The sequence below is a fragment of the Halorubrum laminariae genome (assembly GCF_024494655.1).
Lineage (GTDB): Archaea > Halobacteriota > Halobacteria > Halobacteriales > Haloferacaceae > Halorubrum > Halorubrum laminariae.
Genome location: NZ_JANHDL010000001.1, coordinates 412,924 through 438,685, shown reverse-complemented (window position 1 = coordinate 438,685; position 25,762 = coordinate 412,924). Strand labels below are relative to the sequence as shown.

The window sequence follows — 25,762 nt, the reverse complement described above, 5'->3', positions numbered from 1 at the left end:
CGATGAGGCCCGACGACAAGCGCTACTTCGCCCGGATTGAAGACCGACTCGATGAGGCGTGGGCGGTCGCGGAGGCCGCGAAAGAGCAGGGACGTGATCCGGAGCCCGAAATCGAGATTCCGGTCGCCCGCGACATGGCCGACCGCGTCGAGAACATCTTGGGCATCGACGGCGTCGCAGTGCGGGTCCGCGAGCTGGAAGGGCAGATGTCTCGCGAAGAGGCGGCTCTGGAGCTTGTAAAAGACTTCGTCGACGGCAGCGTCGGCGACTACGACTCCCGCGAGGGGAAAGTCGAGGGGGCGGTCCGAACCGCGGTTGCACTGCTCACCGAGGGCGTCGTCGCCGCGCCGATCGAGGGGATCGACCGCGTCGAGCTGTTGGAGAACGACGACGGTACGGAGTTCATCAACGTCTACTACGCCGGCCCGATACGCTCCGCCGGCGGTACGGCGCAGGCGCTGTCGGTGCTCGTCGCGGACTACGCCCGGGCGCTTCTGGGTATCGACGAGTACAAACCGCGCGACGTGGAGGTCGAGCGATACGCCGAGGAGATCGCGCTGTACGACACGGAGACCGGGCTCCAGTACACGCCGAAGGACAAGGAGTCGAAGTTCATCGCCAAGCACATACCCATCATGCTGGACGGGGAGGCGACGAGCGACGAGGAGGTCTCGGGATTTCGCGACTTGGAGCGCGTCGACACCAACTCCGCCCGCGGCGGGATGTGTCTCGTTGCCGCGGAGGGAATCGCGCTCAAGGCCCCCAAGATTCAGCGGTACACCCGCAACCTCGACGAGGTCGACTGGCCGTGGCTCCAAGACCTGATCGACGGGACGATCGGGAGGGACGGCGTGGGCGACGGCGACGACGCTAGCGACGCGGACGACGACGCCGCCGCCGCTGGCGACGACGGTGATCCAGCCGAGGCCGCGGACCCGGATGTCTCCGCGGTCGACGAGCAGCACACCGAGCCTGCCGGGCCTCCCAGAGCGGAGTCCGCTCAGAAGTTCCTGCGCGACCTCATCGCCGGCCGCCCGGTGTTCACCCACCCGAGCGAAGCGGGCGGCTTCCGGCTCCGGTACGGCCGTGCGCGGAACCACGGGTTCGCAACCGGCGGCGTCCACCCCGCGACGATGCACATCGTCGACGACTTCCTCGCGGCCGGCACCCAGATCAAGACCGAACGCCCGGGAAAGGCCCACGGCGTCGTCCCCGTCGATTCCATCGACGGGCCGACCGTCCGCCTCGCGAACGGTGAGGTCCGTCAAATCGACGATCCCGAGGAGGCGAAGGCGATTCGCAACGGGATCGAGAAGGTGCTCGATCTGGGCGAGTATCTGGTCAACTACGGGGAGTTCATCGAGAACAATCACGCGCTCGCCCCCGCGTCGTACGTGTACGAGTGGTGGGTGCAGGAGTTCGAGGCGGCCGGTGCGGACGTTCAAGCGCTCTCGGACGACCCCGGCGTCGACCTCGAACATCCGAGCGTCGAGGCGGCGCTGGAGTGGGCCGAGGCGTACGACTGCCCGCTTCACCCCGAGTACACCTACCTCTGGCACGACATCTCTGTCCAAGCGTTCGAGACGCTCGCCGACGCGGTCGCCGACGGCGACGTGGTCGAGGGCGTCCTCGCGATCGAGCGCACGGAGACGACCCGAGAGGCGTTGGAGGCGCTGTTGGTCGAGCACGCCGCCACGCCGGACGCGCTGCGGATCCCCACCTGGCGGCCGCTGGCGCGGTCGCTCGGCGTCGACGACGGCCTCCGGAAGACGTGGGCCGCGGATGACCTCTCGGCGGACGCCCGTGAGTGGGACGGCGGCGACAACGCGGTGCGGGCGGTCGCCGAGGTCGCTCCGTTCGAAATCCGCGAACGCGCGCCGACCCGGATCGGAAACCGAATGGGCCGCCCGGAGAAGTCGGAGAGCCGCGACCTCTCCCCGGCGGTCCACACGCTGTTCCCGATAACCGAGGCTGGCGGTCCCCAGCGCGACGTCGCGGAGGCCGCGAACGTGATGGACGACACGGGCCGTCGCGGCCGGCTGGAGGTAGAGGTCGCAGACCGCGTCTGTCCCGACTGCGGTGAACACACCTATCGGGCGCTGTGTCCCGACTGCGAGACGCACACCGACCTCCACTACGAGTGCGGCCAGTGCGGGACCGTCTGCGAGCCAGACGAGGCGGGACGCGTCGTCTGCCCGCGCTGCGAGTGGGAGGTGACCGCCGCGAATCGCCGCGAGATCGACGTGCACGACGCCTACCACTCGGCGATGGAGGCGGTCGGCGAACGCGAGTCGGCGTTCGAGATCCTCAAGGGGGTTCAGGGGCTCACCTCGCGGAACAAGACGCCGGAGCCGATAGAGAAGGGCGTCCTCCGGGCGAAAAACGGCGTCACGTCGTTCAAAGACGGAACGGTCAGGTACGACATGACCGATCTCCCGGTCACGGCGGTCCGCCCGGAGGAGCTCGACGTCACCGCCGACCACTTCCGAGAACTCGGCTACGAGACGGATATCGACGGCGAGCCGCTGCGCCACGACGACCAGCTGGTCGAGCTGAAGGTGCAAGACATCGTGCTCTCCGACGGCGCGGCAGAGCACATGCTGAAGACCGCGGACTTCGTCGACGACCTCTTAGCGCAGTTCTACGGGCTCGACCGCTTCTACGAGGTAAACGAGCGCGACGACCTCGTCGGCGAGCTGGTCTTCGGGATGGCCCCGCACACGAGCGCGGCAACTGTCGGAAGAGTGGTGGGTTTCACGTCGGCGGCGGTGGGATACGCGCATCCGTACTTCCACGCCGCAAAGCGCCGCAACTGCGACGGTGACGAGGATTGCGTTATGCTTCTTATGGACGGACTTCTCAATTTCTCTAAGACCTTTTTGCCAGATCAAAGAGGTGGAAGAATGGACGCGCCCCTCGTGATGTCATCGCGGATCGATCCCGCCGAGATCGACGACGAGGCGCACAACGTCGACATCGTTCGGGAGTACCCCGTAGAGCTGTACGAGGCGACGCTTGAGATGGCCGATCCGGAGTCGGTCGAGGAGCTGATACAGATCGGTGAGGACACGCTCGGGACCGACGACGAGTATCACGGGTTCGACCACACGCACGACACGACGGACATCGCGATGGGACCGGATCTCTCGGCGTACAAGACGCTCGGCGACATGATGGAGAAGATGGACGCGCAGTTGGAACTCGCGCGGAAGCTCCGCGCCGTCGACGAGACCGACGTGGCCGAGCGGGTCATCGAGTACCACTTCCTGCCGGACATCATCGGAAACCTTCGCGCCTTCTCGCGACAGGAGACGCGGTGTCTCGACTGCGGGGAGAAGTACCGCCGGATGCCCCTGAGCGGGGACTGTCGGGAGTGCGGCGGCCGGGTGAACCTCACCGTCCACGAGGGCTCGGTGAGCAAGTACGTAGACACGGCCATCGAGGTGGCCGACCGGTTCGGCTGCCGTCCCTACACCAAACAGCGGCTGCAGGTGTTAGACGACTCGCTGGAGTCGATCTTCGAGGACGACACCAACAAGCAGTCGGGTATCGCGGACTTCATGTGACGGATCGGCTCCGCGCCTCACGCCAGAGCCGGACGGACAGCCATTTGTCCCGCAGACACGGAACGCAGACATATGCCGACAATCGACTGCGACCCGGCGACGGCTCGGGACCGCCTGTCCGACGCGGGCGTCCGGATCGACGAGGGAAACACCGCTCATGAGCGGTGGCGCGCCGAACGGGACGGGGCGGTCGCGGTCGCGTACGACGACAAGGTCGTGGTTCAGGGGGGCGACCCGACGCGGCTCACGAATCTGCTTGCGGACGGCGGCGGCCGCGCACACGTCTACTTCGACGGTGCCTCGCGCGGGAACCCCGGACCGGGCGCGGTCGGCTGGTGTCTCGTCACGTCGGACGGGATCGTCGCCGAGGGAGGCGAGCGGATCGGCAGGGTCACCAACAACCAGGCGGAGTATGCTGCGCTTATCCGGGCGCTCGAAGCCGCCGAGGAGTACGGGTTCGACGAGACCGACGTGAGGGGCGACTCGGAACTGATCGTCAAACAGGTCCGCGGCGAGTGGAACGCCAACGACCCTGAACTCCGCGAGAAGCGGGTTCGGGTCCGGGAGCTGTTGGACCGGTTCGGCCGGTGGTCGATCGGCCACGTTCCGCGGGAGATAAACGCGCGCGCCGACGATCTGGCCAACGAGGCACTCGATGACCGGAACTGACGACGAGCCCCCGGAGTGGGCGCGAGAACGGGCACGAGAACTGATGGCGGCCGACGCTGATGACACTGACGCGGCGGCCGAGGCCGGCGATGACGACGGCGATCAGGAAACCGCGGCCAACGCCGACGACGAGCGGGACGCGACGGAGGACCGCGTCCCCGACCTCCCGGCCGATGTCGTCGACGAGGCGGAACGTCTCACTCGGCTGGCGCGCGAGACGGACGACGACGCGGCGGCGGAGTTCTACCGCGACCGTCGCGACGAACTCGTCACGGACCACGACTACGTCCCGCGCCTTCGGGGGGACGACGACACCCTCGTGATGTATCCCGACGAGTGGATGGCCGACGGCACCGTCCAACTCGATCGGATCGAGACCACGGAGCGCGCGGTCGAGGTGTCGCTGTCGGGGCCGGGCGACGCCGACCGCTTTCAGGAGATCGCGGCGTACAACGACGCCGTCGCGACCGCGGTCGCAGAGCGCGAGTCAAACGTACACGCCGACACCGCTCGGACGTTCGCGGCGTTCATGAGCAACCACTACGTCCGCCCGATCGACGACGCCACGCCCGACATGCGCGCGGAGTTCCGGGAGGAGTACCTCGTTCGTAACGGCTGGCCGAGCGAGGAACAGCTGGCCGTCGCCGACGAGTCCCTGTCGGTGATCGAAGCGGTCGCGGCCGACGTCGACGGTCCCGACGCGTGACGCTTTCTCCGTGTGATCGGCGGATTCGACGGGGGCGTCGCTCTCCGTGTGGGTCGCGGTTTTCACCGCGCTCGTGTGCCAAAACGAGGAGCCGCGAGCAGTCGTAGCCGGTTCTGACACCCAGACGCCGGTCGCGTCAGTGCGCGACGTCGCCGGCGATCACTCTCCGAGGAGCGCGCGGACCTCGTCGCCGCGCGTCTCGTCGGTGACGAACCGGTCGAGAACCCACTCAAGCTGGCCGAGGACGACGTCGTGTCCGGCCTCCGTCAGCTCGTACTGGTTCGTCCGCTTGTCGAGTTCGCTCTTCTCGACGAGCCCGTCGTCGACGAGGTCGTCCAAGTTCGGATAGAGCCGTCCGTGATTGACCTCCGAGCCGTAGTACGATTCGAGCTCGCGTTTGATCGCGAGACCGTACATGGGCTCTTCCGCGAGGATCGTGAGGATGTTCTGTTGGAACGCGGTAAGGTCTGACGCCGATCGCGGTACATCTCCATCAGTGACCGATTGTGCCTCTGACATGGGTATATGAAGGGAAGCCGAACTTATAACCTTTCTCAAGGTTCGTGAATATTCGAATACATCACCCGTAAAATTTGTGTGAAACCCACGTGAACGGTGGGCTAGCGGCCAGAGACTTGGGTCCCCACCTGATCGAGTGCACTCGACTGATCGACCGTCGATCGGGATGATCGGCGAGAATTCGTCGAATATCTCCGGCCGTTCGGACCGAATGTCTCACCGAAACAAGCGGCTGAAATAGCCGATATCGGGGACGCAACGGGGGCGAAATCGCCGTGCGTCGTCGGAACCCGAAAGGACTTTGCGGGCTTTGGACGCACTACCGTTCACATGGTCAACCTCTGGGAAGATCTCGAGACGGGACCGAACGCGCCAGACGAGATCTACGCGGTCGTTGAGTGTCTCAAAGGCGAGCGCAACAAGTACGAGTACGACAAGGACATCCCCGGCGTGGTGCTCGACCGCGTGCTCCACTCGAACGTCCACTACCCGTACGACTACGGGTTCATCCCGCAGTCGTACTACGACGATGAGGATCCGTTCGACGTGATGGTGCTCGTGGAAGACCAGACGTTCCCCGGCTGCGTCGTCGAGGCCCGCCCCGTCGCGCTGATGAAAATGGACGACGACGGCGAGCAGGACGACAAGGTCATCGCGGTGCCGACCGAGGACCCCCGCTTCGACCACATCGACGACCTCGAAGACATCCCCCAGCAGATCCGCGACGAGATTGACGAGTTCTTCTCGACGTACAAGAACCTCGAAGCCGGAAAGGAAGTCGAGACGCTCGGCTGGGAGGACAAGGCGGCCGCCAAGGACGCGATCGAACACGCACAGGATCTTTACGCCGAAGAGTTCCAGTAGCGACGGGGTCCGAATCGACGGGAGCCAGAACAGAGGCGTCCGCCGACGGTCGGATATTCTTCCGGGGACATAACCGCAGTGTATCTGCCGTCACCGCTCCGATGCGTTATGCACATGGGTAATTTTTAGCCGTCGGAGGACGTAGCTACACCCAGTGCCATGAGCGCGAACACCACCGCTGTCGGTATCGACCACCCCACGGTCGTCCCCGCAAACTTCGATCCCGAGGATCGGTCGGACGACGGCGCTGCGGAGCGCCGCGATTGATCGCGAGCGCGACTGGAGAGCGCCGCGACCGAGGGACATCGCGATCGCCGGCGACGAATGGCGGCGACACGGAGCGCCACGCGATCGCCGGCGACGAATGGCGGCGACACGGAGCGCCACGCGATCGCCGGCGACGAATGGCGGCGACACGGAGCGCCACGCGATCGTCGGCTAGGCGTCTTCGAGGACGGTCGACAGCGGCCGTGCGTCGTTCAGGAACGAGTCGAACCGGTCGTCCGCCCACTCGCTGACCGCCTGATCCTGTGATTCGAGCACGCATCGCGGGTTGTTCCGCCGGTCGTACGCGGTCACGCAGGTGAGGCCGTCGTACCGAAACAGCCCGTACTCGATCCGACTCGACGAGACGTACACCGTGGCGGCGTCGTCGTCGAGCGCTCGGTTCGTGGCGGATTCGAACGAATCGATCGACGTTTCGACCACGTCCCGGTCGACCACGAGCGTTATCTCGGCACCGGCGTCGAGCGCCTCCGTGGCAGCGTCGTTGAACTGCTGGATGACGACCGGCGAGACCGCGCGGATCTCGGACCCACGTCCCTCCCGGAGCAGTTCGGTGATTCGGTCGACCGCCGCCAACGGATTCCGATCAGGGGCGACCGTCAGGTCACCCGTGTCGAGGGCCTTCGGCGGGACATCCGCGCCAACACGTTCGAGGTCGGCCGCGAACTGTCCGAACCGCTCGGCGCGTTCGACCTCGTCGAGCAGCTCCTCGTACGCGTCGTGGACTCTCCTTCCGGTCGGCGTCACGTGATACGCGGCCTCGCGTTTGACGACCCAGTCGCGCTCGCGGAAGCCGGCTAAGATTCGCTGGACCGTCGTTCGCGTCGCGTCGATAGCCGTCGTCAGGTCCGCGGGCCGTCGGGGTTCACACCGGAGGGCTCGCAGGATTTCGACTCGAACCGGCGATCCGGCGAGGTACGCCGCGCCGTCGTGTCCGTCGTCGCCCGTCATCGTGAGATCCGTGCGTACGACCACCGGTGAGTTAACGGTATCGCGTCGCACTGATCAGCCGATGTGAGGTCTCCGGTGCCGATCACGAGCGGTGACGGAACGACACGACGGTCCCGATGGTGTCCTCGCCGTCGATCGCCTCCGTCGTCACCGTCACGGCGGCCACTGCGTCGGTACCGAGCGCCTCCTCGATCACGGCCCGAAGCGCGTCGGGATCTGCGCCCTTCTGGAGGACCGGAACCCGCACCTGCCGCCGGTTGACGGCGATGTCGCCGAGGTCGTACTCGGTGTGCTCGAACGCGTCGCGGATCGCGTCGTGTATGTCAGTCATGCCTTCGTATGGACCACGCGAGGTGAAAAAACAGCGGGGCGCTAGACACGGATTCGCGGCCATCGACCTGCGATCGGACGACGGCCAGCGAGGATCGAGTGACTGCCCAACGAGGTGCAGACGGCGGCCGAACGAGGCGCAGACGGCGGCGAATCGGCGCGAACCGAACGGATAAAGGGGACGCCGTCCCACCGTCTGGTAATGATCTCACTCGGAACGGCCCGCGCTCCGCCGGGCGAGACGGACACGGGTCGTCTCGAGGTCGGCGAGACGCGCGACGGGAGTCCGGTCCGGTTGCCGGTCGCGGTGATCAACGGTGCCGCGGACGGGCAGACCCTCTACCTCCAAGCGGTCAGCGACGGCGACGAACTCAACGGTCTCGGTGTCGTCAACCGCGTCGTTCCCCGGATCGACCCGACGGAGCTGTCGGGTTGCGTCCTCGTCGTCGGCGTCGTTAACTACTTCGCGTTTCAGGTGGCCGAACACCGGAACCCGATCGACGACCGGAAGATGAACCGCGGGTATCCCGGCGACGAGGACGGAACGACGAGCGAACGGATCGCCCACGCGACGTTCGAGGCCGCGACGCGCGCCGACCTCATCTTGGACCTCCATCAGGGATCGACGAGCCGGATGATAAACGAGACGCGGGTCCGCTGCGGCGTCCGCCATCACCTTCACGGCGACTGCTTGGAGCTCGCGAAGGTGTTCGGATGCGGACACGTCCTCGATATCAAGGGTCCCGACGGCCAACTCGCTCGCGCCGGTCCCGAACACGGGATCCCGACGATCGACCCCGAGCTCGGCGGCTGCGTCGGCTGGGACGAGGAGTCGATCCGCTACGGCGTCGAGGGCGTGTTCAACGTGCTCCGTCACTACGGCTTTCTCGACGGCGATGTCGACCTCGAACAGCAGGTCCGCGCGCGCGGCTTCGACCAGTACGGATCGCCAGCTGGCGGGCTCGTCCGGTTCGAGCGCGACCTCGGCGAGCGTGTCTCGGCCGGCGATGTCCTCTTTGAGGTGACCGACGTGTTCGGCGGACTGGAGGCCCGGGTGACCGCCGACGCCGACGGGGTCTTCTGGCGCACGCGCCGGCTCCCGCAGGTGGCCGCGGGCGAGTACGTCTGCTCTGTCGGCACCAACGTCGACCGATACTGATGTCGCCGCGACGGCTCGCGTGTCCTGCGTGCGGCGCGACGTATTCCGACCGATGGCGCTGTGCGTGCGGCGCGCCACTGTCGTTTTCCGACCCGCCGGTGCCGACCGAGGGTCCGCCGCCCCCGGCCGCAGTCGACGCTCGGGGCGGACTGTGGGGGTTCGATGACCTCCTCGCGGTCGGCGACGACCCCGCCGACCGCGTGACGCTCGGTGAGGGGATGACGCCGCTCGTCGACGCCGACGGACGCTCGGTCGCCGACAGCCCCGCCCCTGACGAGACAGGCGACGACGAGACCGGTGCCGGCGCAGGCCCGTGGAACGCCGCGTTCAAACTGGAGTACGTCTTCCCGACGGGGTCGTTCAAAGACCGGGGCGCGACGACGACACTCACCCGCGCGCGGGAACTCGGCGTCGAGCGCGTCGTCGAGGACTCCTCCGGAAACGCCGGCGCGGCGATCGCGACGTACGCCGCGCGCGCCGGGATCGCGGCCGAAATCTACGTCCCAGCCGATGTCAAAGAGGCCAAGCTCCGCGCGATCCGACGAGCGGGGGCCGAGCCGGTCCGCGTCGAGGGGAGCCGCGCGGACGTGACCGACGCCTGTCTCGCCGCGCTTGGTGACGACGAAGAGGGCGCTGACACCGACCAGAGCGCTTGGTACGCCAGCCACGCGTGGAACCCGGCCTTCTTCGAGGGGACCGCCACGATCGCCTACGAGATCGCCGCACAGCGCGACTGGACCGCGCCGGACGCGATCGTGACTCCGCTCGGCCACGGCACTCTGTTCCTCGGCGCGTACCGCGGCTTCCGCCGGCTCGAACGCGCGGGATGGATAACCGAGATCCCGCGGCTCTACGGGGCGCAGGCGGCCGGCGTCGCGCCGATCGTCCGCGAGCGTCACGGGCCGGACGCCGCCGACCCCGACGGCCGCGTCAACGCAGCGGCCGACGGGATCCAGATCGCGGAGCCGGTTCGGAGCGAGGCGATCCACGCCGCGCTCGACGGGACGGGCGGCGACGCGATCGCGGTCACCGAGACCGACACGGCGAGCGAACTCGACCGACTCCACGCTGCCGGCTTCTACACGGAGCCGACCTGTGCGGTCGCGCCCGCGGCGCTTCGCGCGCTCCGCGATCGCAACGCGATCGCGCCCGACGACGACGTGGTCGTCCCGCTCACCGGCAGCGGCCTGAAGACGTGAGCGACTCGCCTCACCGCCTCTCGTCTCACCGTCACGCCTTTTTCACCGCGGACCGTGGCGTCCGCGTATGGAGATCCTCGTCTACGGCGCGGGCGCGCTCGGGAGCCTCGTGGGCGGGCTGCTGGCGCGCGCACACGACGTGACCCTCGTCGGCCGGGACCCGCACATGCGCCGGATTCGCGAGGACGGGCTCCGGATCGACGGCGCGGTCGACGCCCGCGTCCGTCTCCGAGCGCTCACCGACGGGACCCACCGCTCGGCGGACCTCGCGCTGGTCACGACGAAGGCGTACGACACGGACGCGGCGGCGCGGGCGCTCGCGACGGGCGAGTACGACGCGGTGTGCTCGCTCCAGAACGGACTCACGGAGGAGCGGCTCGTCGCCGCGCTCGACGCGACCGTCCTCGCGGGCACCGCGAGCTACGGCGCGCGTCTCGCCGAGCCGGGACGCGTGACCTGTACCGGGATCGGCGAGGTCGCCGTCGGGTCGCTCGCCGGCGGCCCCGACCCGCTCGCGGACCGCGCCGGTGCCGCCTTCGACGCGGCGGGGATCGACGCGACCGTCGCCTCGGATATGCCGCGTCGTCGGTACGAGAAGCTCGCGGTCAACGCAGGAATCAACGGGCCGTCCGCGCTCGCTCGGCTCCAGAACGGTGCGACGCTCGACGGCCCGGCCGGCGGCATCGCCCGCTCGGCCGCCCGCGAGACGGCGCGCGTCGCTCGCGTCGACGGCGTCGACCTCACGGACGAGGCGGCGGTCGCCGCGCTCGAACGGGTGGCGGCGGACACCGCCGCGAACCGCTCGTCGATGTGCGAAGATGTCGCGGCCGGCCGGCGGACCGAGGTCGACGCCATCTACGGCGCGGTAACAGATCGAGCCGCGCGACACGATGCGGCCGTGCCAACCTGTCGGACGCTGGCGTCGCTGCTTCGAGCGTGGGAACGCGGAGCGGGGCTCCGCGGCGAAAAGTGACCGGGTCGGTGTCGCGGTCGCGCCGCCTCAGACGCTAGCTCAACACCACTCTTCGAGGACGGTCGCGTCGCTCTCGTCGACCGAGACCCACGCGTTCTCTCGCGAGACATCCGCGATCACGAACTCCGGCCGCGACGCAGACGAATCCACTGAGGCCATAATATCCTGCGAGTCCGCCGCGTCGAGGGCTGGATCCGTCGGCAGCGCCGTCCGACGGTGATCGGGGTCCGGGTCGTCCCATGGAGTGGAACTCCGTGACATGGTTGTCAATAGTTCACAGTACGTATAAGGGTTCCGAACCAGAGACCGGTGCAGTCAGGGAATCAGCTCGGATTGCAGTGGATCGTCGCCCGCGTTCGACGAACGACGACGATAGGCCGCCGAACCGCCGGTCTCGCCGTCGATCTCACGGATCGCGTGTCCCCGACACATGTCCCTGACACACCGGAGCGTGTACCGACTGTACCGGCCGGGTCGCTTCGCCCGTGAATCATCAAGGCCTGCGGCCACCTTCGCAGTATACAAGAGGTGCGACGCTGAAAGGCGGTGCATGAACGTATCTGACGCCATGACGCCGCGAGCGGATCTCGTCGTCGTCGAGATTCCCGGAAGCCGGAACGACGTGCTGGAGTACATCCAAGAGCACGGCTTCTCGTCGGTCCCCGTCGTGAAAGACGTCGACGGCGACGAGGTGTACCGCGGGCTCGTCTCCCGTGACGACCTCATCGAGCAGCCGGACGAAGACCAGCTCGCACTGCTGATGCGCGACGTGCCAACGATCGGGGTTGACGACGACATCGTCTCGGCGGCGGAGACGATGGTCGCCGAGTCGTCCCGCCGCCTCCCGGTCGTCGACGGCGACGCCCTCGTCGGGATCTGCACCGTCACCGACGTGATCCGGGCGATCGCTCGCGGGGAGATCGACGGCGACACCCCGGTCGGCGACCTCGCGACCCGCGCGGTCAACGCGACCCACACCGAGACGCCGCTGCCGGTCGCAGAACGCGAGATCGGTCTCGCGAACGTCCCCTACGCGGTCGTGCTCGACGACGACGCCGCCATCGCGGGGATACTCACCGAGGTCGACATCTTGGAGGTCGCCCGCGTCGTCGAGGGAGAGGCGAGCACGGGCGACTCCATCGCCGAACAGGACTCCGAGTGGTCGTGGGAAGGGATCAAAGCGACCGGCGCGCGCTACCTGCCGACCCGGAACGTGGAGCTTCCCGTCGGCGCGACGCGCCACTTCATGACCGCGGATCTGGTCACCGTCTCCGGCACGCGAACGGCGAAAGAAGTCGCACAGGAACTCATCAGCAACGACATCGAGCAGGTCCCATTGGTCAACGGCACGGACCTCGACGGGATCGTCCGGGATGTCGACCTGCTGGAGGGGCTGTAGATGGCCGACGGGCTCACCGAACTGGCGAAGCGGCGGGGGTTCTTTTTCGGCTCCAACGGCGCGTACGGCGGGACGGCCGGCTTCTACACCTTCGGGCCGCAGGGTGCTGCGCTGAAGCGGAACGTTGAGGACGCGTGGCGCGACCGGTTCACCATCCGCGAGGGGAACCGCGAGATCGAGGCCCCGACGATCATGCCCGAGGCCGTCTTCGAGGCCTCCGGCCACTTGGAGGGATTCGACGACATGCTCGTCGAGTGCCCCGAGTGCGGCGAGTCGCACCGCGCAGACCACCTCGTCGAGGCCGTCACCGACATCGAAGACGCCGAGGCGCTTCCCGGCGCGGAAGTCGAAGACCTCATCGCTGACAACGAGATCGCGTGCCCCTCCTGTGGCACCCCACTCGCCGGCGAGCCGGTCGAGGCGTTCAACCTCATGTTCGCGACCGACATCGGGCCGGGCGACGCCCAGCCCGGCTACCTCCGACCCGAGACCGCGCAGGGGATATTTGTCGAGTTCCCGCGGCTAAAGGAGTACGCCCGCGGAAACCTCCCGTTCGGGATCACCCAGATCGGCCCCGCCTACCGCAACGAGATCTCGCCGCGCGGCGGCCTCCTCCGGCTCCGCGAGTTCACGCAGGCCGAGTTGGAGCAGTTCATCGATCCAGAAGAGGACGAGCCCCCGCTCGGGAGCGTCGAAGATGTCGCGGTCCGGCTCTACCCCGCCACGGCACAAGAGGCCGACGACGGCGACTACTTGGAGACGACGATCGGCGAGGCTGTCGACGAGGGCGTCATCGGCTCTCCGTGGGTCGGCTACTACCTCGGCGTCGCACAGGAGTGGTACGAGCGCATCGGCGTCGACACCGATCGATTCCGGTTCCGCCAGCACCTCGCGGGCGAGCGCGCCCACTACGCGGCCGACTGCTGGGACGCCGAAAGCGAGGTCGACGGCGACTGGATCGAGATCGCCGGCTTCGCGTACCGCGGCGACTACGACCTCTCGAAACACGACGCGCACGGCGACGATTCGTTCACCGTTTTCAAACGGTACGACGAGCCGAAGACGGTCGAGCGCGCGACGGTCGACCCCGACATGTCCGTGCTCGGTCCCGAGTTCGGCGGCGACGCCGCCGCGGTCGCCGACGCGCTCGAAACCCTCGCCGAGCGCGACCCCGACGCCTTCGACGGCGAGGCGGTCCAAGTGACCGTCGGCGAGGGTGACGCGGCCGAGACACACGAGGTCGACGCCGACGTGGCGAACTTCGCCGTCGAGGAGGTGACGGAAAGCGGCGAGCACATCACGCCGCACGTCGTCGAACCCTCCTTCGGGGTCGGACGGACAGTCCAGACGCTGCTCGCGCACGCCTACGAGGTGGATGAGGTCGACGGCGAAGCGCGGACGTATCTCTCGCTGGAACCGGAGATCGCGCCGCAGGACGCCGCGGTCTTCCCGCTCGTCACCAACGACGACCGGCTGACGCCCCTCGCCGACGAGATCGCAGCCGACCTCCGCGCGGCCGGGCTCGCGGTCGCGTACGACGACTCCGGTTCGATCGGTCGGCGCTACCGCAGACAGGACGAGGTCGGCACGCCGTTCTGCGTCACCGTCGACCGCGACGGCGTCGAAGGCGACGGCCCCGACACCGTCACGGTCCGCGAGCGCGACTCCGCGGCGCAGGTTCGGGTACCCGCCGCGGAGCTAGCCGCGGAGCTGGCCGCGCTCCGGGCCGGCGGCGAGTTCGAGTCGCTGACGGACCGGTACGGCGCCGTGGAGACGAACGTCGAGACGACCACCGAGACCTAAGCTCGTGTCTCTCCCGGCGGCGGCGTGGCGCGAACGCGTGGAGTTCGAGCGTCGGCTGGTCCACGCGGGCGGAACGCTGTACCCGGTTCCGTACCTGCTCGGCTGGCTCACGTGGGGGGAGACGCGCGTCTTCCTTGGGATTGCGCTCGCCGTCGTCTTCGCGCTGGAGTTCCTCCGGCTCGTGGTCGGCCTCGACCACGCCGTCTACCGGGCGCTGACGCGCGAGTACGAGGCAGACGCGCTGGCGGGCTACGCGCTGTACCAGGTGAGCATGACCGGTGCGGTCCTCCTCTTCGACCCCACGCTCGCGATCCCCGCGATGTGGATGCTGTCGGTCGGCGACCCCGTCAGCGGCGCGCTCGCGGACAACGAGGCCACGGAGGCCAAACGACCGGCCGCGTGGATCGCGATGGCCCTCGTCTGTTTCGGGCTCGCGGTCCCCTTTACGATCCCCGCGTTCGGCCCGAACGCCGGCGTCGTGGTCGCGGTCGCCGGTGCGGTTCCCGCCGCGGTCGCCGACGGTATCCCGCCAATTATTCGAGGAATTCCCGTCGACGACAACCTCACAATCCCGCCCGCTGCGGCCGGCGGGATGCTCCTCGCGATCGCGCTGGTGGGATAGCGTAGGCGACTAATCCCAGAACGACTGCGTCCGCGCGTACTCTCGCTCTTGCCGGAGCACGTCGCGATAGAACTCGGATTCGTCTTCGCGCAGTTTGTTGATGATCCGTGCCGCGTTGTGTGGTCCCACGCCGCGCGCCGCCAGCGCGATCACCGCGCGCTTCCCGTGGGTCTGCACGAGACTCGCGGAGCGGTGCGCCCGCTCCGTCCGTCGCTCCTGTTCGTCGTCTTTCTCTTCCGCCCGGACCGCGGCGACGGTCTCCTCGTCCCACGGATTGAGGGCGGCGATCCGGGTCGACCCGCACTCGGGACACTCCGGTTGGTCGCGGACGCGGCGTACCTTCGTCGTCTGGGTCCAGTCGGTGCAGTGGAGGCAAAACTGGATCACTCGGTCGTTCTGAATCCGTTCGCGGACCGTCTCGATCACGTCGGCATCGGCGTTTTCGGGCACGAGGAACTCGGTTCCGGACGACCGGCCGGCGGTGCCGAGGGGGGTCCGCTCGCGGGCGGTCGCGAGTTCGATCCCATCGTCGCGGGTCGTCCCGTCTGACTGCACGGCCGCGAGCACCTCCGCGGTCTCGTCGACCGCGAGGTCGACGTGGAACACCTCCCGCAGCGCCTCCTCGTAGACGGGCGTCCCCTCCAAGGCGGCGAGCAGGCGATCGCCGCCGAACTTCCCGCGCCCCTCGCGGTAGCGTTTCACCGCGCCGAACTTCGCGGCGACCTGCGCGAGCGTGAACTTCAGTGCGTCCGATTTCTTCAGGGCGAGTTCGAGGTACGCCGTCAGCTTCTCCGGGTCGGTCGACTCCAGCACCTCGCGGAAGTCGCCCGCGTCGACCTCGCTGGGCACCTCGAACTCGATCCGGTACGGGTCCACGTCCATCCCGACCGACGATCCGGCGCGCTGGCCGACGAGCGCCGCGAGCAGCCGCGCGAGCGTCTCGTTGACCTCGTGGCCGAACGCGGCGTTGACCGCCATCGTCCGGCCGTACCCCTCGATAACGATCCGCTCGTCGGTCGGCACCGGATGACCCGCCTCGACGTGATCGACGACCGGCTGGAGGGCGGTCGCGATCGTCTCCGGGTCCGCGGGGTACCGCTCGGCGAGGTCGCCGGCGACGGCCGCGGGCGTTGATCCCGCCGAAAGCGCCGCTGCCACCTCACCCCGAATCCGCCCGACCTCCGCGGCGACCGGCTTCGGGACGGGGATCTCTTGGCCGACCCACGAGGGAACCTCGCCCGCCGGGTCGGGGATGGGCGTCACGTTCACGCGCTCTTCCTCCTCGTCGACCTCGGTGATCCGCCACATCTCGCCGCGCTGGACGAACGTCTCGCCCGGGCCCGCGAAGTTGACGACGAACCGCTCGTCGAGGGTGCCGATCTGCCGCCGAGAGGACATGTCGTACACCTCGTAGGTGGACTCGTCGGGGATCATTGAGAGGTTCGCGTAGAAGTACTGCCACGTCCCCCCGGATTTTTCGAGGATGTCCGTCTCCTCGTCCAGCCACAGCAGCCGGTTCCCGTCCAACTCGCGGACGATCTCTTGGAACTGCGGCTCCGAGAGATCCCTAAACGGATAGGCGTTCGTCACCGTCTCGTAGGCCTCGCGGGCGTGGATCTCGCCGTCGTCCATCACGAGGCCGACGATCTGGTTGGCGACCGTGTCCAGACTTCCGTGGTGGATGTTCGCGGGCTCGACGAGTTCGGCGTCGGCGCGCCGGGCGATCGCCAGCGCTTCGAGGGTGTCGTCGCCACCCTGCGTCACGACGGTCCCCTCAGACACGAGGTCGCGGCGGTGGCCCGCTCGCCCGACCCGCTGGAGCAGGCGGGCGACCTCGCGGGGGCTCCCGTACTGGACCACGTGATCGACGCGACCCACGTCGATGCCGAGTTCCATCGAGGAGGTGCAGACCAGTCCGTCGAGGTCGCCAGACTTGAACCGGTCTTCCACGTCGATCCGGACCTCCTTCGAGAGTGAGCCGTGGTGGAGTTCGATCTCGGTCGGGTCGGCGACGCCTTCGTCGGCGTCCGCGCCGCCGCCCGCGTTCTCTCGGTCCCGCTCTGCGAGCGTCTTGAACCGCGAGCCGAGCGCCTCCGCGGTCTGTCGCGTGTTGACGAAGATCAGCGTCGAGTCGTGCTCGGCGACGATGTCGCGGATCGTCCGGACGTGGCTCGCCGTCGTCTCGTCGGTCGCCAACTCGCCGGCGAGCGTCGTGTCGCGGTCGGTGATCTCCGGGTCGAGCACGCGCACGTCGGTCCGGCTCCCGGCCGCGACCTCGACCGTCTCGAACGCGCGATCGCCCTCGCGGTCGGGGTCGCGCCGGCCGCACCCGACGAGGAACTTCCCGACCTCGTCTGGGTCGCCGACCGTCGCGGAGAGCCCGATCCGCTGGAACGGTCCCGCCACGCGACGCAGCCGCTCCAGTCCGATCGTGAGCTGCGCGCCGCGTTTCGCGGCGGCGAGTTCGTGGACCTCGTCGATCACGACGTGGGCGACCGATTCGAGTGCGACCCGCATCTTCGAGCCCGTCAAGATCGCTTGGAGGCTCTCCGGCGTCGTGATCAACACGTCCGGCGGGTCGTCGGCCTGTTTGCTGCGCTCGTACTGCGTGGTGTCGCCGTGGCGCACCGCGACTTCGATGTCGAGTCGGTCGCCCCACCACTCCAGCCGGTCCATCATGTCGCGGTTGAGCGCGCGCAGCGGCGTAATGTACAGCGCCGAAATCCCCTCTCGGGGCGGATCGCCCGGCGCGTCGCGGGCCGCGACGAGTGCGTCGAAGACGGGCAACATCGCGGTCTCGGTCTTTCCGGTTCCGGTGGGAGCGAGGACGAGCGCGTTCTTCCCGTCGGCCAGCGGCGGGATGGCCGCTCGCTGCGGCTCCGTCGGCGTCGAAAAGCCCCGGTCCGAGAGCGCGTCTCGGAGGTCGCTCCCGAGGTGTGCGAACGCGTCCATCCCCGCCCGTTCTGGCATCACTCCGAATTGGGCGCTCGACCGATTAAGCCCGTCGCCGGGCGAACGGCCGGGGGCTCAGATCTCGAACTCGGTTTAGATCTCGAACTCGGTCTGGTAGTCGGTCGCGTCGAGGCGGTCTTCGCGGAGCGGCCAGAAGGCGAGCAGCGTGGCCGGCTCGTCGGAGACGGCCCGGGACGCGTGCGGCACGTCCGGCGGAATCTCCACGGCGTCGTACGTCGACAGCGAGATCCGCTCGCCGTCGACGAGGAAGTCCACCTCGCCCTCCACAACGAGGTTCATCTGCTCCCACGGATGCGAGTGCGGTGGCTTGTCCTCCCGCTCCGGTCCGATCGTCGTCATCCCGATCATCTGGTCGACCCCGCGGAAGACGGCCTGCTCGAAGCCCTTGCCCTCCTTGGCAAGGGGCACGTCTTTGAGGTTGTACACGGACGGAATCTCCGAGGGGTCGTACGAACGTACCATACGCCGTCGAGTACCGACGGGATGGTAAAAATACGGGAAGTGGAACCGTCCGTCTCGCTCGCTTTCCTCCGCGCTCGATCGTCCGCGTGTCCGATCTGATCTTCTCCCGGTTCATACCGAGCTACGTCCACCACCCGCGGTCGCTGACCGCCAGATGCGCCTGCGCGATGAGCCCCAACAGGGGAAGCTCCAGCAGCGGACCGATCACGAGCGCCAGCGGAATGAGCGGCTCGTTCGGGAACGCGACGACGGCGATCGCGAGCGCGGTCGGGGAGTTCCGCGACAGGATTGCGTTGTTGAAACACACGAGCTCCCCGTACGAGAAGTCGAGCACGCGGCCGACGGCGAAGCCCACGCCGAGATTGATCGCGTAGAAGGCGACGACCGGAACCGCCATCAGCGCGAGCAGCCGCGGATTCTCGACGACGACGCCGCCCTGCGATGCGAACATCGCGCCGATCGCGAGGCTCAAAAAGACGATCTGGAGCGGACTCAGCCTCGGGAGGACCTGTCGGTCGAACCACTGCCGGCCCCGCCACCGGATCAGTCCCCACCGCGCCGCGCCACCGAGCGCCAGCGGCACGACCAACACGAGCACGACGCTCTCCACGAGCAGCGACGCCGGCAGCTCGACGAGCGTCCCCGCGAAGACGTACAGGTACACGGGCAAAAACAGGAGCTGCAACACGAGGTTGTACGGGAGAAGCGAGGTCGCGAGAGGCACGTCGCCGCCGGCGATGTCGGTGAAGATCAGATACCAGTCGGTACACGGCGTGACCATCAGCATGATGAGCCCGACCCAAAGCGCCGGCTGTTCGCGGAGGAAGACGGCACCGAGTCCGACGGCCAGAAGCGGGCTCCAGAGGAAGTTGACGAGGAGACTCGACCCGAGGACGCGCCGGTTCCCGAACGCGGCGCGGAGCCGCGACAGCGGGATCCCCGCGAACGCGGCGAACAGCATCACCATCAGAAACGGGAGGATGAGCGCGTCTGCGACCGCTGGCACGCCGGACACCTGACCGAGCGCCAACCCAACGAGGATCGCGACGAGAACGAGCACGCTCTGGTACTTCTCGACGAACTCCATTCGTCCGGGGATAGATCCGACGCCGCGGTAAGTGTGACGGGGTCCGTTCCGGAAGCTGATGGCGCGAGGAGCGCGGCGGTGCGCTCGCTTACTCGACGATATCGATCGCGGGGCGACCGGGCTCCGCCTTCCGTACCACGCTCTCGTCCGCGTCGTCCGCGCGCTCGACCCGGACGGGAGCGTCGAACTCACGCTCGATCAGCCACGCGGCTGCTCGGAGCGCGTCGTACTCGTCGTCGTCGCCGAGCGTCTCCTGAAGCGCCTCGCGGTTCGCCTGTAGATCTTGTCCGTAGTCGGCGGCGGCGTCGCCCCGCTCGCGGATGTGCGACTCGCCCATCAGCTCCGAGATGAGGTTGTCGGCGTCGCTGTCGATGGCGATTTCGAGGGCGTCGTACTTCCACTCGGGCGCGACGACGACGTCGATCCGCTCGGGATCGTCGATCCCGGCGACCTCGACGATGTCGCGAACGTCCTCGCGGGTGTTCGTCACCAGCCGGCGGCGGCGTTCGACCGTCTCGCGGTCCGCGGTCGCGGTCGGCCAGTCGGCGTCGACGACGAGCCCGTCGCGGCCGAGCGTCTCCCACAGTTCCTCGGCGAGGTGCGGCGCGACCGGCGCGAGCAGCCGGACGGCCACGTCCAGCCCGCGCTCGTAGACGGCCGGGTGCGGCTCCGCGTGCTCGCGGTAGCTCCGAAGGGTCCCCACCAAGTCTTGTGCCTCGCGTAACGCGACGTTGAACGTCAGGTCGTCGTACTCGGTGCCCGCGATCGCGACGGCGGCGTCGGTCTCGGCCGCGACGTAGTCGTCGATCGTCTCGCGGCCGCTCTCGGTGTCTCCCGTCTCGACGTCGCCGGCGGCGTACTCCTCGACGAGGTCGCTCAGCCGAGACAGGAAGCGGTGCGTCGACTTGACGCCCTCCTCGCTCCAGTCGAAGTCGCGCTCGGGCTGTGCCGCCTGCATCATGAACAGCCGCGCCGTGTCCGCGCCGTACTCCTCGACGATGCGCTGCGGCGAGACCGTGTTCCCCTTCGACTTGGACATCTTCTCGCCGTCCAGCTGGACCATCCCCTGCGCCAGCAGGTTCGTGAACGGTTCTCGCTGATCTAACCCCTCCTCGTCGGCGAGTACCTTGGTGAAAAATCGCGAGTACAGCAGGTGCATCACGGCGTGTTCGATGCCGCCGACGTACTGGTCGACCGGCATCCAGTCGTTGGCGCGGTCGAGGTCGAAGGGGGCGTCCGCCAGATCCGGCGAGACGTACCGCAGGAAGTACCACGAGGAGTCGACGAACGTGTCCATCGTGTCCGTCTCGCGCGTCGCTGGCGCGCCGCACTCCGGACAGGTCGTCCGCTTCCACTCTTCGGCCGCGTCGAGGGGGTTCCCGGTCGTGTTGATGAACTCGGGAAGTTCGACCGGCAAGTCCTCGTCAGGGACCAACACCGGGCCGCAGTCGTCGCAGTGGACGACCGGGATCGGCGTCCCCCAGTAACGCTGTCGGGAGATCCCCCAGTCGCGAAGCTGGTACTGCGTGCTCTCGGTTGCGCTTTCGATATCCGCGGTCAGCCGCTCGCGGGCCGTCTCGCTGTCGAGGCCGCTGTACGCGCCGGAGTTGACGAGCACGCCGTCCTCGGTGAACGGCTCGTCACTCACGTCCGGCGCGTCGGGGACCGTCTCGCCGTCCCAGTCGTCGGGCTCCGGGGCGACGACCGGTTCGATGTCGACACCCATCTTTTCGGCGAAGGCGTGGTCGCGCTCGTCGTGGCCGGGCACTGCCATCAGTGCGCCGGTCCCGACGTCAGAGAGGACGAAGTCGGCGACGAAGACGGGAATCTCCTCGCCCGTAGCGGGGTTGGTTGCGGTGAGGTCCGTCTCGACGCCGTTCGGCTCGTCGCCGTCGGGGTCGGCCTCCTCCTCGATGAACTCGCGGACCGCGTCGTCCTTGGCGGCCAACTCCTCGCTGATCGGGTGGTCGGGCGCGAGCGCGAAGAACGTCGCGCCGTGGATCGTGTCCACGCGGGTCGTGAACGCCTCGACGGGACCCTGACCGCCGATATGGAAATGGAGCGTCGTCCCGTACTGCCGGCCGATCCAGTTGCGCTGCATCTGGCGCACGGAGTTGGGCCACCCCTCCAGATCGTCGATAGATTCCAGCAGCTCGTCGGCGTACTCGGTAATCGAAAGGAACCACTGGTCGAGGTCGCGGGTCTCGACCGGCGTGTCACACCGCCAGCACAGCTCGGCGTCGCCCTCGACTTGCTCGTCGGCGAGAACGGTCTCGCAGGAGGGACACCAGTTCACCTCGGCGTCGCGGCGCTCGACGAGTCCGGCCTCGGAAAACCGGGAGAACAGCCACTGGTTCCACTCGTAGTACTCAGGGACGCAGGTGGTGATCTCGCGGTCCCAGTCGTAGCCGAACCCCATCGACCGCATCTGGCCTTTCATCGTGTCGATACAGTCGAACGTCCAGTCGCGGGGGTTGGTGTCGCGCTCCTTCGCGGCGTTTTCGGCCGGGAGTCCGAACGCGTCCCACCCCATCGGGTGGAGCACGTCGTCGCCGCGCATGCGGCGGTACCGGGCGTACGCGTCCGTGATCGTGTAGTTGCGGACGTGGCCCATATGGAGCTTCCCGGACGGGTACGGGTACATCCCGAGCACGTAGGTGGGGTCGTCCACCTCGTCCGGCGTCCGATACGCGTCGGCCTCCGCCCAGGCCGTCTGCCACCGTTCTTCGACCGCGGTGTGATCGTAACCCTCGTGAGACATCTGCTTATATACTCGTGGTCGGGTCGGCGTCGTATAGCTTTCCATCCGGACGGACCGGCTCGCCGTCCGGAGACGCGCGGAGGCCGCACCCCGGAGCGGGGCAGACGCGGATCTCCACACGAAACCGACGAGGGTCGGACCTCCACTTGAACCGACAAGGGACGAATCTCCACACGAAACCGACGGAGCCGGACCTCCACTCGAAGGCATTCGACGCAGAGTTCCACTTGAACCCACAGAAGACTCGCGAAAACGCACCGGTTCGATCGAATACCCACCTCTTACCGTCCGATCACACCCCTCGTGACGGACCGAGCGTCGTTGACGCTCAGTCGTCCGCGGGTGCTGCGCCGGCCGACCCGGTCTGTGCGGCTCCCGACGCCGGACCAGTCACCGCCTCGGCGACCTTCTCGATCGGGTGCGGCGGGTTCTCGGCGGCCTCGTCGCGGTCGCCGAGCTGCGACCGACAGGACGCGCCCGGCGCGGTCACGGTCTCGCCGGGGCTCTCGTCGACCTGATCGAAGAGGATCCGGCCGATCGCCTTCGAGATGTCGTAGTGTTCCGACTCGTAGCCGAAGGATCCGGCCATCCCGCAACACGAGGAGTCGAGCGGGTCGACCTCGTAACCGCTCCGCCGGAGCACGCCGACCGCGTGGTGGTCCTTGTTCGTCGCCTTCTGGTTGCAGTGGCCGTGGTACGTGAGCGACTCGGCTGGCGCGTCGAACGCCAGTCGTTCGTCGACGCGGCCGGCGTCGAGGTACTCCAACACGCCGTACGCCGCGGCCGAGACGGCCTCGACGTCGTCGCCGTCGAGCAGGTCGAGGTACTCGTCTTGGAACATCACCGCATCGGAGGGCTCGACGAAGACGACCGATTGCCCCTCGCGGACCCGCGGCGCGAGCTTCTCGACGTTTGTCGCCGCGCGCTCGCGGGCGTCGTCGAGGAAGCCGGTCGAGAACGCCGCCCGGCCCGAAGGCGCGAGGTCGCCCGGCACCTCGACGCGGACGCCGGCCGCTTCCAGCACCTCCACGGCGGCTTTCCCGGCCGCCGGGTAGCTGTAGTTGGTATACGTGTCCGGGAACAACACGACCGTCTCGTCGGCCTCCGTGGCGGCGATCGTCGATCCCCCGCGCGAGTCGAACCACTCCTCGAAGCTCTCGGAGCGGAATGTCGGCAGCTCGCGGTCGGGCGCGATCCCCGCGACCGCGTCCATGACTGTCCGGGCTCCGGGGATTTTGCTCGCCGCGTTCGAGATGGGCGCGAGCGTGCTCCCGAGCGCCGAGAACCGGTCGATGTCTCGGAAGATCCGCTCGCGGAGTCCCGACCCCTCCTTCTCGTGGTGTTCGTGTTTCACCTCGGCTTTCAGCTTCGCGAGGTCGACGCCGGTCGGACAGTCGCTCTTACAGCCCTTACAGCCGACGCAGAGTCCGAGAACCTCCTCTTGGAAGCGGTCGGAGTGGATCTCGTCTTCGTCCAACTCTCCGCTGATGGCGGCCCGAAGCATGTTGGCGCGGCCGCGCGTGGCTTGGATCTCCTCCTCGGAGGCGCGGTAGGTCGGACACATCACGCCGGAGTCGGTCTCGCGACAGGTGCCGCAGCCGTTACACAGCTCGACGAGATGCGAGAACCCGCCCTCGTCGTCGAAGTCGAGCGAGGTCTGCGGCTCGATCGACTGGTACTCCGGCCCGTACCGGAGGTTCTCTCGCATGTCGGTGTCGGCCGCGGTGTCGGGATAGCCGCGCTCCTCGGCGGTGTCGCCGTCGACGTAGACGACCTTCCCGGGGTTCATCCGCCACTCGGGGTCGAACGCCGACTTGAGTTCTTGGAACGCCGCCCACAGATCCTCACCGTACATCTTCGGATTGAACTCGGTCCGCGCGAGCCCGTCGCCGTGCTCGCCCGAGAACGAGCCGTGGTGCTCCAACACGAGGTCGGTGACGTCCTCGGAGATGGAGTGCATCTTCTCGACGCCCTCCTCCTCTTTCAGCGAGAGGATCGGACGGATGTGGAGCGTTCCGGAGCCGGCGTGCGCGAAGTAGGCGGCGGAGGTGTCGTGGTCCGTCAGCACCTCCTCGAACTGCCCGACGTACTCCGCCAGCTCTTCGGGCGGCACCGTCGCGTCCTCGATGAACGGGTACGGTTTGGGGTCGCCTTGCATGCCCATCAGCAGCGGGATCGCCGCCTTTCGGAGCTTCCAGATGTCCGCTTGGTCCTCCTCGGTGTACGCCTCGATCACGTCGAATGCGTCGCCCTCATCGACGAAGTGCGCGTTCGTGTCGGCGATCGCCGACTCGAAGTCGTCGACGAGTTCCGAGTCCCACTCAAGCATGAGCGCCGCCGCGGCTCGATCGGGGATCGGTTCTGCGTACTGCGCGAACTCCTGTGAGCCCGCGGCGAGCGCGAACACCTCGTCGTCCATCAGCTCGACCGCACTCACCGGGAAGTCGAGCGCTTCCGGGACGGCCTCCATCGCGTCGACGAGCGAGTCGAAGGTGTACAGCGCGAGCGCCGTCTCCTCCGGTCGGGTGACGAGTGACACCTCAGCCTCGACGATCGTGCCGAGCGTACCCTCCGCGCCGACGAACAGCTTCGAGAGGTTGATGACCTCCTCGCCGTCGTCGTTTTCGTAGATCACTTTGTGGAGGTTGTATCCCGACACCGAGCGCTTGAGGTTCGGGTACTTGTCGTCGATCTCGGCCTGGTTGTCCTCCACCAGCTGTCGGGTCGTCTCGTAGAGCGCGGCCTCCTGATCGTCTTTGTCGACCAGCTCCTCGTACTCCGGCGAGTCGAGGACGACCTCGCGGGTGTGGATCAGCGAGCCGTCCGCGAGCACGACCTTCAGTTCCTCGGTGTACGCGTCGGTGATCCCGTAGCGGACCGAGTGCGCGCCCGTGGAGTTGTTGCCGATGCCGCCGACGACCGTCGCGCGCGCCGACGAGGCCGGGTCGGGCGCGAACTTCAGCCCGTCCTCCGCGAGCCGGTCGTCGAGGTGGTCTTGGACCACGCCGGGCTGGACCACCGCGCGGCGGTCGTCGGGACGGACCTCGACGATATCGTCCATGTTCGGGGTAAAATCGAGCACGACGCAGCCCGGTCCGACGGTCTGGCCGCCGAGCGACGAGCCAGCGCCTCGCGGAATGACCGGGACGCCGTGGTCTTCGGCGACCCGCATCGTCTCCTGTACGTCCTCGACCGACCGCGGCGTCACGACCCCCGCCGGCCGCGCCTGATAGATGCTGCCGTCGGTCGCGTACAGGACCTGCGCGTACTCGTCGAACTGGACGTCGCCCTCGACGCGTGCCCGGAGGTCGGACGCGAGCTCCCTGAAGGCGTCTACGTCCGGTCTGTCGTGACCGAGCGCGGCAGACGACGTATCGAGGTCGGTTATGTCACTTCCCCGCGTGGGCTCAGTTGCCATGTTACTACTGGACGGC

At 67.9% G+C, this 25,762-nt stretch carries 20 protein-coding genes; 10 read left to right on the top strand and 10 right to left on the bottom strand.

Annotation, left to right across the window (positions count from 1 at the left end; genetic code table 11):
• Positions 1 to 2: 2 nt before the first annotated feature.
• From NO887_RS02125 to NO887_RS02115, 3 genes are all read left to right on the top strand, one after another.
• Positions 3 to 3,566: a DNA polymerase II large subunit gene (locus NO887_RS02125; RefSeq protein WP_256416854.1), complete on the top strand. Its 3,564-nt coding sequence runs from the start codon at positions 3 to 5 to the stop codon at positions 3,564 to 3,566.
• Between the two features lie 72 nt (positions 3,567 to 3,638).
• Positions 3,639 to 4,235, top strand: coding sequence for a ribonuclease HI (gene rnhA / locus NO887_RS02120; protein ID WP_256416853.1), 597 nt, complete (start codon positions 3,639 to 3,641; stop codon positions 4,233 to 4,235).
• Positions 4,222 to 4,941: a DUF7108 domain-containing protein gene (locus NO887_RS02115; RefSeq protein WP_256416852.1), complete on the top strand. Its 720-nt coding sequence runs from the start codon at positions 4,222 to 4,224 to the stop codon at positions 4,939 to 4,941. The genes rnhA and NO887_RS02115 overlap by 14 nt, the downstream gene beginning before the upstream one ends.
• Positions 4,942 to 5,100: 159 nt before the next feature.
• On the opposite strand, the gene NO887_RS02110 is transcribed toward NO887_RS02115, so the two are convergent.
• The gene (locus NO887_RS02110; RefSeq protein WP_256416851.1) at positions 5,101 to 5,460 is read right to left on the bottom strand and encodes a PadR family transcriptional regulator; all 360 of its coding nucleotides are present in this window, start codon (positions 5,458 to 5,460) and stop codon (positions 5,101 to 5,103) included.
• A 330-nt stretch (positions 5,461 to 5,790) separates the two neighbouring features.
• Between NO887_RS02110 and NO887_RS02105 the strand changes: the two genes are divergently transcribed.
• Positions 5,791 to 6,324, top strand: coding sequence for an inorganic diphosphatase (locus tag NO887_RS02105; protein WP_256416850.1), 534 nt, complete (start codon positions 5,791 to 5,793; stop codon positions 6,322 to 6,324).
• Positions 6,325 to 6,762: 438 nt separating this feature from the next.
• Here the strand turns inward: NO887_RS02105 and NO887_RS02100 are convergent, their stop codons facing one another.
• Positions 6,763 to 7,560 (bottom strand): helix-turn-helix transcriptional regulator, encoded by a 798-nt coding sequence (locus NO887_RS02100; RefSeq protein WP_256416849.1) that lies wholly within the window; start codon positions 7,558 to 7,560, stop codon positions 6,763 to 6,765.
• An 82-nt stretch (positions 7,561 to 7,642) separates the two neighbouring features.
• Positions 7,643 to 7,891, bottom strand: a complete 249-nt coding sequence (locus NO887_RS02095) for a hypothetical protein (RefSeq protein ID WP_256416848.1) — start codon at positions 7,889 to 7,891, stop codon at positions 7,643 to 7,645.
• A gap of 201 nt (positions 7,892 to 8,092) precedes the next feature.
• On the opposite strand from NO887_RS02095, the gene NO887_RS02090 reads away from it, so the two are divergent.
• The 3 genes from NO887_RS02090 (at position 8,093) to NO887_RS02080 (ending at position 11,221) form a co-directional block, all read left to right on the top strand.
• The gene (locus NO887_RS02090; protein ID WP_256416847.1) at positions 8,093 to 9,049 is read left to right on the top strand and encodes a succinylglutamate desuccinylase/aspartoacylase family protein; all 957 of its coding nucleotides are present in this window, start codon (positions 8,093 to 8,095) and stop codon (positions 9,047 to 9,049) included.
• A complete protein-coding gene (locus NO887_RS02085; protein ID WP_256416846.1) occupies positions 9,049 to 10,248 on the top strand; it encodes a pyridoxal-phosphate dependent enzyme in 1,200 nt (399 codons plus the stop codon). Before NO887_RS02090 ends, NO887_RS02085 begins: the two co-directional genes overlap by 1 nt.
• Before the next feature lie 67 nt (positions 10,249 to 10,315).
• Complete coding sequence (locus NO887_RS02080; RefSeq protein WP_256416845.1) at positions 10,316 to 11,221, top strand: ketopantoate reductase family protein; 906 nt, start codon at positions 10,316 to 10,318, stop codon at positions 11,219 to 11,221.
• A gap of 39 nt (positions 11,222 to 11,260) precedes the next feature.
• Here NO887_RS02080 and NO887_RS02075 read toward each other — a convergent pair whose 3' ends face one another.
• Both NO887_RS02075 and NO887_RS02070 read right to left on the bottom strand, forming a co-directional pair.
• On the bottom strand, positions 11,261 to 11,482 hold the full coding sequence (locus NO887_RS02075) for a DUF7556 family protein (protein ID WP_256416844.1): 222 nt from the start codon (positions 11,480 to 11,482) through the stop codon (positions 11,261 to 11,263).
• 54 nt (positions 11,483 to 11,536) lie between these two features.
• Entirely contained in the window at positions 11,537 to 11,773 is a 237-nt protein-coding gene (locus tag NO887_RS02070) for a hypothetical protein (RefSeq protein WP_256416843.1), read from the bottom strand.
• Here NO887_RS02070 and NO887_RS02065 point away from each other — a divergent pair.
• The 3 genes from NO887_RS02065 to NO887_RS02055 are packed head-to-tail and all read left to right on the top strand — an operon-like array spanning position 11,772 to position 15,045.
• Positions 11,772 to 12,620, top strand: coding sequence for a CBS domain-containing protein (locus NO887_RS02065; RefSeq protein WP_256416842.1), 849 nt, complete (start codon positions 11,772 to 11,774; stop codon positions 12,618 to 12,620). The genes NO887_RS02070 and NO887_RS02065 overlap by 2 nt on opposite strands.
• On the top strand, positions 12,621 to 14,423 hold the full coding sequence (gene glyS / locus NO887_RS02060) for a glycine--tRNA ligase (protein WP_256416841.1): 1,803 nt from the start codon (positions 12,621 to 12,623) through the stop codon (positions 14,421 to 14,423).
• A gap of 4 nt (positions 14,424 to 14,427) precedes the next feature.
• Positions 14,428 to 15,045, top strand: coding sequence for a dolichol kinase (locus NO887_RS02055; RefSeq protein ID WP_256416840.1), 618 nt, complete (start codon positions 14,428 to 14,430; stop codon positions 15,043 to 15,045).
• A gap of 9 nt (positions 15,046 to 15,054) precedes the next feature.
• Here NO887_RS02055 and NO887_RS02050 read toward each other — a convergent pair whose 3' ends face one another.
• The 5 genes from NO887_RS02050 to NO887_RS02030 all read right to left on the bottom strand — a co-directional run bounded on the left by NO887_RS02050 (position 15,055) and on the right by NO887_RS02030 (position 25,746).
• On the bottom strand, positions 15,055 to 18,015 hold the full coding sequence (locus NO887_RS02050) for a DEAD/DEAH box helicase (protein ID WP_256416839.1): 2,961 nt from the start codon (positions 18,013 to 18,015) through the stop codon (positions 15,055 to 15,057).
• 75 nt (positions 18,016 to 18,090) lie between these two features.
• Positions 18,091 to 18,480 carry a cupin domain-containing protein gene (locus NO887_RS02045; protein WP_256416838.1) on the bottom strand — a complete coding sequence of 130 codons (390 nt, stop codon included), beginning with the start codon at positions 18,478 to 18,480 and terminating at the stop codon, positions 18,091 to 18,093.
• A 121-nt stretch (positions 18,481 to 18,601) separates the two neighbouring features.
• A complete protein-coding gene (locus NO887_RS02040; RefSeq protein WP_256416837.1) occupies positions 18,602 to 19,567 on the bottom strand; it encodes an arsenic resistance protein in 966 nt (321 codons plus the stop codon).
• Positions 19,568 to 19,655: 88 nt separating this feature from the next.
• Positions 19,656 to 22,328 (bottom strand): leucine--tRNA ligase, encoded by a 2,673-nt coding sequence (gene leuS, locus NO887_RS02035; protein ID WP_256416836.1) that lies wholly within the window; start codon positions 22,326 to 22,328, stop codon positions 19,656 to 19,658.
• A 328-nt stretch (positions 22,329 to 22,656) separates the two neighbouring features.
• Positions 22,657 to 25,746: an FAD-binding and (Fe-S)-binding domain-containing protein gene (locus NO887_RS02030; protein WP_256416835.1), complete on the bottom strand. Its 3,090-nt coding sequence runs from the start codon at positions 25,744 to 25,746 to the stop codon at positions 22,657 to 22,659.
• Between the last annotated feature and the right edge of the window lie 16 nt (positions 25,747 to 25,762).